Source organism: Pseudarthrobacter sp. PS3-L1, assembly GCF_030063285.1.
Classification (GTDB): Bacteria; Actinomycetota; Actinomycetes; order Actinomycetales; family Micrococcaceae; genus Arthrobacter.
Map to the genome: position 1 here is coordinate 890,822 of NZ_JASISU010000001.1, position 12,558 is coordinate 903,379.

At 61.8% G+C, this 12,558-nt stretch carries 14 protein-coding genes; 11 read left to right on the forward strand and 3 right to left on the reverse strand.

All coding sequences use genetic code 11. The annotated features are described in order from the left end of the window. Positions 1-59: 59 nt before the first annotated feature. The 4 genes from ligA (at position 60) to QMG79_RS04035 (ending at position 4,699) form a co-directional block, all read left to right on the forward strand. Entirely contained in the window at positions 60-2,423 is a 2,364-nt protein-coding gene (gene ligA, locus QMG79_RS04020) for an NAD-dependent DNA ligase LigA (protein WP_283537365.1), read from the forward strand. Continuing rightward, positions 2,420-3,271 carry an inositol monophosphatase family protein gene (locus QMG79_RS04025; protein WP_283537259.1) on the forward strand — a complete coding sequence of 284 codons (852 nt, stop codon included), beginning with the start codon at positions 2,420-2,422 and terminating at the stop codon, positions 3,269-3,271. The genes ligA and QMG79_RS04025 overlap by 4 nt, the downstream gene beginning before the upstream one ends. 162 nt (positions 3,272-3,433) lie before the next feature. Beyond that, positions 3,434-4,156: a helix-turn-helix transcriptional regulator gene (locus QMG79_RS04030; protein ID WP_283537260.1), complete on the forward strand. Its 723-nt coding sequence runs from the start codon at positions 3,434-3,436 to the stop codon at positions 4,154-4,156. A 39-nt stretch (positions 4,157-4,195) separates the two neighbouring features. Continuing rightward, complete coding sequence (locus tag QMG79_RS04035) at positions 4,196-4,699, forward strand: GNAT family N-acetyltransferase (RefSeq protein WP_283537261.1); 504 nt, start codon at positions 4,196-4,198, stop codon at positions 4,697-4,699. A 29-nt stretch (positions 4,700-4,728) separates the two neighbouring features. Here QMG79_RS04035 and QMG79_RS04040 read toward each other — a convergent pair whose 3' ends face one another. Together QMG79_RS04040 and QMG79_RS04045 are read right to left on the reverse strand one after the other, a co-directional pair. Then, on the reverse strand, positions 4,729-5,391 hold the full coding sequence (locus QMG79_RS04040) for a response regulator (protein WP_283537262.1): 663 nt from the start codon (positions 5,389-5,391) through the stop codon (positions 4,729-4,731). After that, the gene (locus QMG79_RS04045) at positions 5,384-7,153 is read right to left on the reverse strand and encodes a sensor histidine kinase (RefSeq protein WP_283537263.1); all 1,770 of its coding nucleotides are present in this window, start codon (positions 7,151-7,153) and stop codon (positions 5,384-5,386) included. The genes QMG79_RS04040 and QMG79_RS04045 overlap by 8 nt, the downstream gene beginning before the upstream one ends. 260 nt (positions 7,154-7,413) lie before the next feature. Here QMG79_RS04045 and QMG79_RS04050 point away from each other — a divergent pair, with 260 nt between their 5' ends. The 3 genes from QMG79_RS04050 (at position 7,414) to QMG79_RS04060 (ending at position 10,389) form a co-directional block, all read left to right on the forward strand. Next, entirely contained in the window at positions 7,414-8,895 is a 1,482-nt protein-coding gene (locus QMG79_RS04050) for a CitMHS family transporter (RefSeq protein ID WP_283537264.1), read from the forward strand. A gap of 228 nt (positions 8,896-9,123) precedes the next feature. Beyond that, positions 9,124-9,321, forward strand: a complete 198-nt coding sequence (locus QMG79_RS04055; RefSeq protein WP_283537265.1) for a hypothetical protein — start codon at positions 9,124-9,126, stop codon at positions 9,319-9,321. A 300-nt stretch (positions 9,322-9,621) separates the two neighbouring features. Beyond that, positions 9,622-10,389 carry a GVDTG sorting domain-containing protein gene (locus tag QMG79_RS04060; RefSeq protein ID WP_283537266.1) on the forward strand — a complete coding sequence of 256 codons (768 nt, stop codon included), beginning with the start codon at positions 9,622-9,624 and terminating at the stop codon, positions 10,387-10,389. A gap of 50 nt (positions 10,390-10,439) precedes the next feature. Here the strand turns inward: QMG79_RS04060 and QMG79_RS04065 are convergent, their stop codons facing one another. Then, the gene (locus QMG79_RS04065) at positions 10,440-10,811 is read right to left on the reverse strand and encodes a hypothetical protein (RefSeq protein WP_283537376.1); all 372 of its coding nucleotides are present in this window, start codon (positions 10,809-10,811) and stop codon (positions 10,440-10,442) included. Here QMG79_RS04065 and QMG79_RS04070 point away from each other — a divergent pair. The 4 genes from QMG79_RS04070 (at position 10,723) to gatC (ending at position 12,556) form a co-directional block, all read left to right on the forward strand. Then, a complete protein-coding gene (locus QMG79_RS04070; RefSeq protein WP_283537366.1) occupies positions 10,723-11,091 on the forward strand; it encodes a sortase domain-containing protein in 369 nt (122 codons plus the stop codon). The genes QMG79_RS04065 and QMG79_RS04070 overlap by 89 nt on opposite strands. Positions 11,092-11,198: 107 nt before the next feature. After that, positions 11,199-11,843, forward strand: coding sequence for a hypothetical protein (locus QMG79_RS04075; RefSeq protein WP_283537267.1), 645 nt, complete (start codon positions 11,199-11,201; stop codon positions 11,841-11,843). A 99-nt stretch (positions 11,844-11,942) separates the two neighbouring features. Further along, entirely contained in the window at positions 11,943-12,143 is a 201-nt protein-coding gene (locus tag QMG79_RS04080; RefSeq protein ID WP_283537268.1) for a hypothetical protein, read from the forward strand. A 116-nt stretch (positions 12,144-12,259) separates the two neighbouring features. Continuing rightward, entirely contained in the window at positions 12,260-12,556 is a 297-nt protein-coding gene (gatC, locus tag QMG79_RS04085) for an Asp-tRNA(Asn)/Glu-tRNA(Gln) amidotransferase subunit GatC (RefSeq protein ID WP_283537269.1), read from the forward strand. The last annotated feature ends 2 nt before the right edge of the window (positions 12,557-12,558 follow it).

Below are 12,558 nucleotides of genomic sequence, written 5' to 3' on the forward strand. Positions count from 1 at the left end.
AAGATGGATTCGTGAGCACAGCATCAGGAAAACTACCCACCGCCGTCTCCGGGTCGGACATGGTCCTCGAGGCCAATGAGAGCGAGGCCGGCGCCGGTTCAGCCCGCGGCGGCCTCGTTCCCTCAGATGCGCTGCGGGAGGAGTACGACACCCTCGCAGACAAGGTGCGCAGCTACCGCTTTGCGTACTACCAGGAAGACGCGCCAGTGGTCTCTGACGCTGAATTCGACGAGCTCTTCCGCAGGCTGGAGGAACTCGAGGCCCTGCATCCGGAACTGACGTCCAACGATTCTCCGACCCAAGAGGTGGGAGGCGAGGTGTCGGCAGCATTTGCCGCCGTGGACCATCTTCAACGGATGTACAGCCTGGAAGACGTTTTTTCCATCGACGAAGTCGAAGCCTGGATAGCCAAGGCCCAGGCCAGCATAGACAAAGTCGGTGGTTCCGGCTCCGGATGGCTGACGGAACTGAAGATTGACGGCCTCGCAGTGAACCTTTTGTACCGTGATGGCGAGTTGATCCGTGCTGCCACTCGCGGTGACGGGACCACGGGGGAGGACATTACCCACAACGTCCTGACCATCAAGGAAATCCCGCGACAGCTCAGGGGAACCGGCTTTCCGGCAGAGATGGAGGTCCGCGGAGAGATTTTCATCCCCTCCAAAGAGTTTGCTGCCTTCAACGAAACACTGGTGGCGCAGGGAAAAGCACCCCTCGCGAATCCCAGGAATGGTGCTGCCGGCTCTTTACGGCAAAAGGATCCGGCCGAGACCGCAAAACGGCCCCTGCGGATGTTCGTCCACGGTATTGGCGCCCGTCAAGGGCTGGAAACGGATAGCCAATCCGCCACCTACAGTCAGCTTGAAGCGTGGGGCTTGCCAGTCAGCCCCTATTCCAAAGTGCTCGGTAGCCTGGCCGAGGTCCTCGCGTTTATCAGGGACAACGGTGACAAGCGGCACAAATTGCTCCACGAAATTGATGGCATTGTCATCAAGGTCGATGACTTCGCCACGCAGCGGGCGCTGGGGTACACGTCCCGGGTACCCCGCTGGGCTGTTGCCTACAAGTACCCGCCAGAGGAAGTCCACACAAAACTTCTAGACATCGCCGTCAATGTTGGCCGCACCGGACGGGTCACACCCTTCGGGCTGATGGAACCCGTAAAAGTTGCAGGCTCGACTGTGGAAATGGCTACTCTCCACAATCAGGACGTGGTCAAGGCCAAGGGTGTCAAAATTGGCGACATCGTGGTGCTGCGCAAGGCCGGAGACGTCATCCCGGAAATTGTTGGCCCTGTCCTGGCGCTCCGCGACCAACAGGATCCGCCGGTCCGCGACTTCGTCATGCCCACGGTGTGTCCCTCGTGCGGGACGCCGCTTGCCCCAGCCAAGGAAACGGACGTGGACATCCGCTGCCCCAATGCAGAATCGTGCCCGTCACAGTTGCGGGAGCGGGTTTTTCACCTGGCAGGCAGGGGTGGGTTCGATATCGAGGCCCTGGGCTGGGAAGCCGCGATTGCCCTGACATCCGGGCCGGGCCCCGATCCCGCAACGCTGAGTGGACGAGCGGAACCTGCTGGCGAGGGCATACTGCACAACGAGTCCCAACTCTTTGACCTGGCGGCGGATTCCGGCTCGGATGAGCTCCGAGACAGGTTGGCCGAGGTGATGGTCTGGCGGGAAAAGCGGACCAAAGGTGTGGGGACGGGCACGTGGGACCTTGTGCCGTACTTCTGGACGAAGGCCACTGCGAAGACACCCTCCAAGCCCACAGCAAACACTAACAAGCTGTTCAAGGAACTCACCAAGGCCAAGCAGCAGCCGCTCTGGCGGGTCCTTGTGGCGTTGTCAATCAGGCACGTTGGCCCACGCGCGTCACGGGCACTGGCTACGTGGTTTGGGACCATGGCGGCCATTCGGGATGCCTCGGAAGAGGAACTCGCTGGCGTGGACGGCGTAGGTCCAACTATTGCCGCTGCGCTGAAAGAATGGTTCGCCGAGGACTGGCACCGCGAGATCATTGACCGGTGGGAGGCGGCTGGGGTCCGCATGGCAGACGAGCGCGACGAATCCACGCCCCGAACCCTGGCGGGCCTCACGGTGGTTGTCACCGGATCGCTACCTAATTTCAGCCGTGACGAGGCCAAGGAAGCCATCCTGGTCCGCGGTGGAAAGGCTGCAGGTTCCGTCTCCAGGAACACCAGCTTCCTGGTTGCCGGTGAAAGCGCAGGCACCAAGTTGGACAAGGCAGAACAGTTGGGGGTGCCCGTTCTGGACGAGGACGGATTCCGTGACCTCCTGGAAAATGGCCCACCCCCCATGGCAGGCGCCGGTGAGATATCCGCCGTCGACACCTCCGTTGGGGATACTGATCCCAAAGATCCGAACGCTGAACCGACCGACGCATCAGGAGCTTCCGAATGAGCCAGAGTCCAGGAACGCCCCATCAGGACCGGACGCTCGCCGAGTTACTTAGGGTTGCCCGAAAGGCTGCTGCTGCCGGCGCACACGTCCTTGCTGGGCGCAATGACGGAACTCTCGCTGCTGCCACGGAAGTGAACAACAAGGGCCAGGCAGGGGACTGGGTGACCGCGTATGACCTTGCCGCCGAAACCGCTGTCCGGGATGTCATAGCGTTGGAGCGTCCGCACGATTCCATCACCGGCGAAGAGCAAGGCCCCACCCGGCCCGCAGATCCGTCAGGATACAGGTGGTCCATTGATCCGCTTGATGGCACCACCAACTTCATCCGCAATATTGTCTATTACGGAACGTCAGTGGCCGTCGCGGATGCCGACGGTGTCTGGCTGGCCGGAGTCGTCGATGCGCCTGCGCTGGGAAAGGTGTACTTCGCCTCGCGGGGACAGGGGGCATGGGTGGAAAGTGCCGGGCACGTAACCCAACTGACAGGTCCACAGCCGGGCCGGACTGGGCAGATCCTGGCAACGGGGTTCAGCTACGATCCTGCCGTTCGTGCAGAGCAGGCAGAGCTACTCGGGGACCTGATGGAAGGTTTCGCCGATGTTCGCCGCCTCGGATCTGCGGCGCTGGATCTATGCCTCGTCGCAGAGGGCACCCATGACGCCTATGGCGAGCGCGGCCTCAATGAGCACGACTTTGCCGCTGGCGCGCTCGTGGCTGAGGAAGCCGGCTGCTGGGTGCGCAGGCCACGGATGACCAGCCCGCTGGAGGGTGGCCCATCCGACGAAGACCGTCTGGCTGCGTGGACGTGCGCCGGAACCCTGGAACTCTCCGGCAAGTTCCCCCTGTAACTCCGGAACCACGTTAGGGCCCCGACCTGATCGCAGGATTGCTGGAGACAGGGGCTGTGACAGGACAAAACAGTGCATGTGTGGTTAGCCTTTCGGAGAAAGGCCAGTCGCTGCCCCGGACGCAACGGTGGTGACGAGCTAGGGCGGAATCAGAGGAGCAGTATGACTTTCTTGGTGGATCGCTGCGCGGACCTGCAGTCGGCGTTGCTGATGGAGGAGGTCTTCGACCAGTCCCCGGATGGCCAGTGGCTGTTTGCCCGCTACCAGGAAATTGTCCCGGCTGTTCTTCCGGACGTCCTGAACTGTCTAGATACCGGTGAACCTCTGGCGCGCTCAAGCGTCGAGGCTGTGCGGTCCTCCGCCCAGTCCATCCTGACCGCAGATATAGCCCTGCTGACAGTTCTTCACGGTGGTATCCCTGCACTGCGGGTGTTTGCCGCCTTCCTGAAACCCCACCATGCGGAACTTTCAGCGACGGAACTTGCCACGCTGCTGGGCCGGGCCTCCGTGGTGGCCACCGAACTGGCTGCCTGCTGGGCCAGCGCGTGGTCCAGCGTTCATGGTCGCAGTCCGGCAGCACAGCCAGGAGACCCCAATGAACCGGCGGACAGGATGGAGCTTGTTGCTATTCCTGGTGGCGTCGACGACTCCGCCCTGGAAATGATTCTTAGAACTGCGCAGGGGCAAACCAACGAGGAAATTGGCAGGGCCACTGACTACAGCTCACAGGCAGTGAAGTGGCACCTGGGCCGGGTCATGCGTTCCTGGAAGGTCACGAACAGGGCCGGGCTAGTGACTGCGGCGTTCCTCCGGGGAACCCTGCGCCCCAGGACGCGGCTGACCACCACCCGCGAACTGACCGCCGGGAAGGGCCCGGATACGTGAGGGTCCGTGGCGGTGCGTTTCAGGGTCTAGCATTGGTAGGTGCAATCCCAGATTCTGATTCGTCCCGCAGTACCCGCAGATTATTCCGAGATAGCCAGAATTACTGTTGATTCCTATCTCGCAGCGGGATATTTCGAGGACAGCAGCCATCCGTACATGCAGCGCATCCAGCAGGTGGCAGACCGCGCGGCCGTGGCAGTGATCTGGGTTGCCGAACGCCAGGGCGCCATTGTCGGGTCTGTCACGCTGGCAGTTGCTGGCGAGCCGTATGCTGACATTGCCAGGCCGGGTGAGCTGGAATTCCGGATGCTGGTGGTTGACCCGGATGTCCAGCGCAGTGGAGCGGGCCGGGCCATGGTCCAGGCAATCATCGAGCACGCCCGCGGGATGCAGGGAATAGATTCTGTTGCCCTGACCACCGGCGTCACCTGGGAAAGCGCGCATGGGCTCTACCGGGCATTCAACTTCGAACGCACGCCGGAGCGCGACTGGGTTGTTCCGGATACAGACGTCAAGCTTCTGGTGTACCGGATGGTGCTCTAGCGGTTTCGTTCGACCTTCCCGGCAGACGGTCAGCGAGCCAACAGGCCGTAGCGGTGTTCCGGACGCCCCGTGGATCCGTACCGCAGCGCAATGTCCACGGCCCCGTCGTCCGCGAGCGAGGAAAGGTACCGTTGCGCCGTGGCGCGTGAGACTCCAACCCGAGCTGCGACTTCGGCAGCGGAGTATTGTTCACCAGCCACCAGGGACTCCAGCACCGCTGCTTCCGTGGCTGACCGGGGCTTGGTCGAGGACGTGACGTCTCCCGGGATCAATGCCCTTTTTGCCCGTTCCACTGATTCCTGATCGAAAGCTCCCGGCTGGCCGAGGATTCTTCGGTACCGGGCATAGGAGCGCAGCTGCTGAGAGAGGGATTCTGACGTAAAGGGCTTCAGCAAGTAACCCAGAGCTCCGCGCCTGAACGCAATGCGAAGCGACGTTTCATCAGACGCCGCACTGAGCATGATGGTGTCGACATCGAGTTGCTGCAGCAGGTCCAGGCCCGAGGCGTCGGGCAGGTAGACATCCAGGAGCACCAGGTCGGGTCGCAACGAGTGAATCGCCTGCAGTGCAAGGGACACGGTCCCGACAGGCGAAAGCGCCATGAATCCAGCTACTGAATCCACGTAGGCCGAATGCAGTTTCGCAACGTGAAAATCATCGTCGACAATCAGGACGCGGAAGTCATCAGTCATGGTGGTCCTTGCTGTTGGCTGCCCCGGCAGGTGAATCCGGGGCAGGCTCGGGAAGAAGATGATGGGTAACGGTCCCCGGAAGCGTGGCCATGAACACGGCGCCTGGGCCGCCTTTGGAGCCTGTATCCAGGACTGTGATGTCGCCACCGCGTCGGCGGGCTAGGTGGCGGGCCAGTGCCAGGCCCAGGCCCTGTCCGCCACTGGTGCCGAGCAAACGCGATCCCAGCGTTCCTGCGCCGTCGGCAGCTTCCACCGTCGTGAACCCCTCGGCAAAAATGGCCTCGGGAGCTGTGCCGGTGGCAATTCCATCGCCGGAGTCAGCCACCACCACGTACAGGATGCCGGGATCGGTGCCGGCCTCATCCAGTACCTCGACCTCCACCCAACGCTCGAGGGCTGAGCCGGCAACGGCGGCACGGACAGCGTTGTCGATCAGGTTGCCCAGGACTGTTGTGACGTCCTGAGGGTCGGTAACCTGGCCACGGACAAGTGTTTCGGGGCCGATCCGCAGCGCTACGCCACGTTCGTCCGCCTCCACTCCCTTGGCTCCAATGAAGGCCTGGAGGTAGGGGTCCTGGAGGAGTTCTGCCTGGTCTACGGGAAACTTCAGCGGTCCGGTGGCCACCAGCTGGCCAAGATAGTCACGGGCCTGCTGGTGCTGGCCAATGCTCATGAAACCGGCAAGTGTGTGCAGTTGGTTGGCAAACTCATGGCGTTGGGCGCGCAACGCTGTCGACATGGTTCCCACGGCGTCCAATTGCCGGGTCAGCTGTTGCAGTTCGGTACGGTCCCGCAGTGTAATCACCCACCCCAGGTCCTCGTTTCCCCGGACGGCCTTCCGGGCGCTGACCACCAGTACCTGGCCGCCAGCCACCAGTTCGGTAGCATCGGCGTCGTCCATCTGCGGGCGGGTCAGGGCGTGCAGCGCTGATGGGACAGGGGCATTGCCCCAATGGGCCCCGGAGAGGTCCGGGAGCGCCAAAAGGCGCTGCGCGGCAGCGTTGAAGACGCTGATCCTGCCGTCTGCTGCGATCCCGATGACGCCGTCGTCGACCCCCTGCAGGACAGCAACCTGATCGTGAACAAGCGTGCTGATTTCTTCCGGTTCCAGCCCCAGGGTCAGCCGATGGAGCCTGCGGCGCAACAGGAAGGACGCCGCAGTGCCTACCAGCAGCGCCAATCCCGCGGTCAGTGCAACGGGGGTTATGTCGCGGGTGATGCTCTGGGCCACCGTTTCCATCGAGTACCCCACGCTGACCTCGCCCACCACGGTGGCTGAATCCGGGGCGTAGACCGGAACTTTTGCCCCGGCGGATGCGCCAAGGGTCCCCGTGTTCCGGGTGGTGACTTCCGCCCCGGACAGGGCATCGGACGGATCCGTACTGACCTGTTCGCCAAGCCTGTCCGGGTCCGGGTGCGCGAGCCGGAGTCCCGTCTCGTCCGTAATGACCACAAACAGGGCGCCAGTGCGCAGTCGCGCCGACTCTGCGGTGGCCATCACCGGACCGGCTTCGAGGGTGTCCGCCGGGGGAGTGCCATGCTGGCTGCTGATGGCAAGGACGTCGGCTCGTAATCTGGGGTCCGAAGCCACTGTCCGGGCCAGCGTGAGTGCCTGGTTCTCTGCTTCCTTGCCCACCCTGTCATACGTCAGCCAGGCATGAACCGACGCGCTGATCACCACCACAAGTGTCACGACGGCCAGCTGCAGCAGCAGGGTCTGGGTTGAAAACCGCACGGGGCCCCGGGGCATGGAACGCTGCATGGTCCTCCTTGACGGTAGTGCAGGGAATGGCTCAAGCCTAGAGGGGTGCGTCCCTGGTAGGCGACAAACGGGACACGATTCACGCGGCAACGCCTGAAGTCCCGCGACGAACGAGCCCTGATGAGCACAATGCGCACAACGCTCCCAATGAGCAGTATGCCAATCAATTGGGCCAAAGGCACGGGAGTGATCCGCACCACCCTAGTGTCTGTAGCACGCGTCACACCGCCGTGACGCTGAACACATGTAAGGAGCCGGCCGTGCTGGTAATACTTGGATTCGCAATGATCGCGGTATTCATGGTGCTGATCATGACGAAGAAGTTGACGCCAGTGCTGGCGCTCATCATCGTCCCCACCATCTTTGGACTTTTTGCAGGCGCTGGTCTCGGGATTGGCGACATGGTGCTGGATTCCATGAAATCCATGACCTCGACGGCCGCCCTGCTGATGTTCGCCATCATCTACTTCGGTCTGATGATCGACGTCGGGCTTTTTGACCCGCTGGTCAGATTTATTCTCCGCAAGCTGGGCAATGACCCTGCGAAGGTGGTGCTCGGGACGGCAATCCTGGCCGCGGCAGTTTCCCTGGACGGTGACGGCTCTACGACCTTCATTATCACCACTGCGGCAATGCTGCCGATTTACCTGCGGCTGAAGATGAGCCCCGTGGTCCTGACGTGTGTGGCAGGCCTTGCCAACGGCACCATGAACATTGTGCCCTGGGGCGGTCCAACAGCCCGCGCCGCCACCGCTCTGAACATCGATGTCAACGACGTTTTTGTGCCCATGATCCCCTCCCTTATCGCTGGCCTGATCGTTGTTATGGTGTTCGCCTGGCTGCTGGGCCTGCAGGAGCGCAACCGTCTCCGCGCCACCGAGCCAGGTCTCTGGTCCACTCCGGAGGACCGGTTCAGTGAAGGAACGGACGACGGCGGTATCACTGCAGCAACACCCGGCACCTTTGCCGCTGATTCCGGCCGCGGCGCCCGCACCCCCGCACCGGCTGGCGGATTGGAACCGCAGGAATCCGGCGTCGTGCTTCTTGAGCGATCGGAAACTCTCGCTGATGACCTTGATTCCGCCATGGTCGGGACTGCCCTTGATCCCAACCGCAAGAGCCTGCGGCCCAAGCTGTTCTGGTTCAACCTGATCCTCACTGTGGCCGTCATGGGCATGCTGGTGGCAGACCTCGTTCCGCTTCCCTACGTTTTCATGGTCGGTTCCGCGATCGCGCTGCTGGTGAATTTCCCCAAGGTCAAAGAGCAGGGCGAACAGCTGGTTGCCCACGCGTCGTCTGTGGTGGCCGTCGTCAGTATGGTCCTGGCCGCTGCGGTCCTTACCGGAGTGCTCACCGGCACCGGCATGGTGGCGGACATGTCAGCGTGGCTGGTGGACATCATTCCCACCAGCATGGGTCCGTTCATGGCAGTCATCACTGGAGTGCTCAGCATCCCCATGACATTTTTTATGAGTAACGATGCGTTCTACTTCGGAGTCCTTCCCGTCTTGGCCGAGACCGCAAGCCACTACGGAATTCCTGCTGCAGACATGGCCCGAGCTTCAATTACCGGCCAGCCTTTCCACCTGCAGAGTCCGCTGGTGCCCGCCATCCTGTTGCTGGTAACCCTCGCCAAGGTGGAATTGGGTGACCATCACAAGAAGGTCCTCTGGCGCACGGCCGTGGTCTCCCTGGTTATGCTCGGAATCGGTGTGCTGACCGGGGCAATCGGTATCAGCTAGTTTTCCCCTCACGGGCTGCTCCCTGCTGGTCCCTGCCACTTTCTGGCGGCAACGACCAGCAGGGAGCAGTACTTAAGCCCGGCTGTGATCCTCCGCGGCGGCTCCTGCCACAGCTTTGCGGAGAGCGGACTTGCTCGGTGGTGTTTCTTGCAGCGCTGCGGGTCAGCGCATGTCGAGCCGAAGGCGAAATGGGTCCAGGTCCGGTACAGGGTCCGAGGCGAGCCGTGCATGGGTTTCGACGTCGAAACGCTAGGAGCCATACTCCAGCTTCGCTCGTTCAATACCTTCCGCAAGGAAGCCGGCCCTTGTCGCTACGGAGCAGGATGCAGGATTGTTGGTCCGGTGGCGGTCCTCACTGTTGGTGAGCCCGACGTTTCCCACAATTCTGCTGTCCAGCTCCACGGCAAAGTTGCAGGCAGTTCCTAGGCCCCGCCGCTCAGAAGTCGATGTTTTGGTGTGTATCCACAGATCGCGGGGCAGCTGTTTTTCCTTGGATTTCTGCTCAAATTTGCGTCAGCCGATTCGTTGAGAAGCTCCTACATGACGCTGACAGGCCCATATGCATCACCAAGCATGCTTATAAAAGCCAAGATGTGTCGTACGCTATGGCTGTTCGAGGTGTGTTGAATTTCACAGCGGGACCCATCCGGTCGCGCTACGGCAGCGAACATCAGTTATCTCGATCACCCTTACTCAGCACGTCATTCCAATGAGGAGTTTTTCCTAATGAACAAGACACTTCGCTTTTTGGCTGTTCCGACTTTGGCTCTTGGTGCCCTGGCGCTCTCCACGGCTCCGGCCATGGCGGCGGATGGGGATCAGTCGTACCAGTCCACGTTGGGCCAGCTTAATGGGAGCACGGCTACGGGTACTGTCACGGTGGACGTCACCGGTACTACCGCCCATGCTGTTCTGAAAGTCCAGGGCCTGGCCGAGACGTTCATGGATGCCCCGTACCCGCACGTGCAGCACATCCACATTGGTGCTCAGGGTGTGTGCCCGGCACCGTCGGCTGATACTAGTGGTGATGGGGTTATCTCCACGACCGAGGGCGCCCCGTTCTACGGTGCTATCGGCCAGACGCTCTCAACCAGTGGTGATACCAGCCCGGCTGCTGCGCTGGACCTCACGGTCGCCGGTCAGGGTTCTTCCTACACGGTGGACCGGACCTTTGAGCTCAGTGCAGAATCCGCGAAGTCCCTCCATGATGGCACTGCTGTTGTTGTTGTCCACGGCCTGGACCCGGCAACACTGAGCCCTGAGGCTGCTGCTGCACCCTCTGACCTGGTGCCTTCACTGCCGTTGGCAGCTACCTCACCGGCCCTGTGTGGAACTCTCGCTGCAGGGCAGATGGCCATGCCTGTCGGTGGCGCTGATACCGGTGTTGCCACAACGGCTACTGATAACACCGGGGCTATTGCCCTTGGTGGTGGCCTGGCACTGGTAGCTCTTGCTGGCGGGGCCTACATGATCCGTCGCCGGGCCGCAGCCTAAGCACCTGTCCCTGCCTGAATCGATCATCCCTTGATGACACGCTCGAACGGTTACCGCGGATGCCTCACAGCATCCGCGGTCGCCGCGATCATCGCCTTGACCGGGTGCGCGGGAACACCCGCTGCAGGCCCGGAACCCACCTCAGGGCCTACCTCCGCAACCACCACACCACCACCGGCACCTTCACCGTCAGGGCCGGCAGCATCGGGGCCCGTGGCTGCCCCTACCCAGGAACCGGTCCCGGTACGGACCTCGCCGCCGGTCTCTTTGGAGATCGCTTCCGTTGGCCTTAGTACCGAGTTGTTATCCCTGGGCTTACGTGAGAACAAGTCCCTGGAGGTACCCTCAGCGACGGAAAACAACGTTCCCGCGAGTTGGTATAACGGCTCGCCGGTCCCTGGCTCACCAGGGCCAGCGGTCATGCTCGGACACGTGAACTCACCCGATGGTAGCGCTGGTGTCTTCGCCAGGCTCCGGGACCTCACCCCTGGAGAGCCCATCACCGTGAGGGCCGAAGACGGCTCGATCACCACGTTCACCGTCACCCGCGGCGCGGCCTACAGCAAAGAAGACTTCCCCACCCTGGAGGTCTACGGAAACACCCCCGGCCCGGAACTACGCCTGATCACCTGCGATGGCTACGACCCCGCCACGGGCCTCTTCGATGACAACTACGTCATCTACGCCCAACTCCAAACCTAACCACCACACCGCACTGCGGATGACCTGCACGGCAGGAGACCGGCACGGCAGGAGACCGGCACGGCAGGAGACCGGCACGGCTTATTGAGTATCAGGACAGGAACACCATGAATCATCCACACCGCTGGATCAGCACACTGGCTCTTTCGACCCTGCTCCTCTCTGGCTGTGCCGCGGCAACAGGAGCCACCACCGCAGCCCCAGGAAACGAGGCCGGTACCGCCAGCGCCGCTGCTAGTACCCCAGCGGCCGGGGCCAGTCATCACGGCGGGGGATCCACCACAGCCCAGACCACCGCGCAGGGCCCCACCGAAGCGGCGCAAATGGTCTGCGGCGACGAAGTCAAAAAAGACATGGCCACCCGGCTAGGCCTACCCCAAGCCCCCCACAGCATCAGTGACTTCACCGATAAAATCTTCACCTGCACCTACCACCTCACCGAGGGCGACTTCATCATCTCCGTGAAGGAAACCCCCGACCCAACAGCCGCGAAAACCTACTTCGAAGCCCTCCAGGTAGAAGTCCCCAACGCCACCGACATCAAAGGCCTAGAAAACCTCGGCTTCCCCGCCTACAAAAACACCGCAGGATCAGTTGTCTTCCTCAAAGACAACATGATCCTCCACGTCAACGCCACCAACATCACCACACCACTAGGCCCAGAAAAAATCACCCCCGCAGCCTTCGCCTACCAAACCGCCACCACCATCCTCGCCTGCTGGAAAGAACACCCAGAACAAGCCACCCACTAACCCCCCACTCGTGTTGGTTCACTGGGGGAAATGCAGTGCATATGATGGTGGGCGAGCAGGTGTCCTACGTATGGAGTGCTGCCGGTGAAAGGGAATGTCGTGTCAGATAACTTCCGTCTTACCCCTGAAGATGATTTCCCCGTGGAACTTGAGGACCTCAAAGATGGGAAGCTGCAGATCCTCGACAGCCAGATCCAGCGTCAACTCGATCATGAGGTCGTCACCGAGGGTGAATCGAATCCCGAAACGGATTTCCGTCATCACGAGCTGGACCTTGAATTCGAGAACCGCGAAGGCTGATCTCCAGGGCTGCTGTCCGATGCTGGAGTAGACGTGGGCTCGCCAGCGATGAAGTCTGTACCGGTCAAGACACGTAGACTTGACCGGAAAATACTTCGACTTTGCAGGGGAGATCCATGGCTGCGATCAACCGTGAGGACGTTGCGCACCTGGCGCGACTGGCCCACATCGAGATGAGTTCCGACGAATTGGACAGGATGGCCGGAGAGCTGGCTGTCATTGTGGATTCCGTGAAGTCCGTCAGCGAAGCTGCAGGTGATGGCGTCCCGGCGACGTCCCACCCCATCCCATTGACAAACGTCTTCCGTGAGGATGTGGTGGGACATACCCTTTCTGCCGAACAGGCACTCTCTGGTGCTCCTGACGCAGCGCAGAACCGGTTCAAGGTCCCCGCAATCCTGGATGAGGCGTAGAA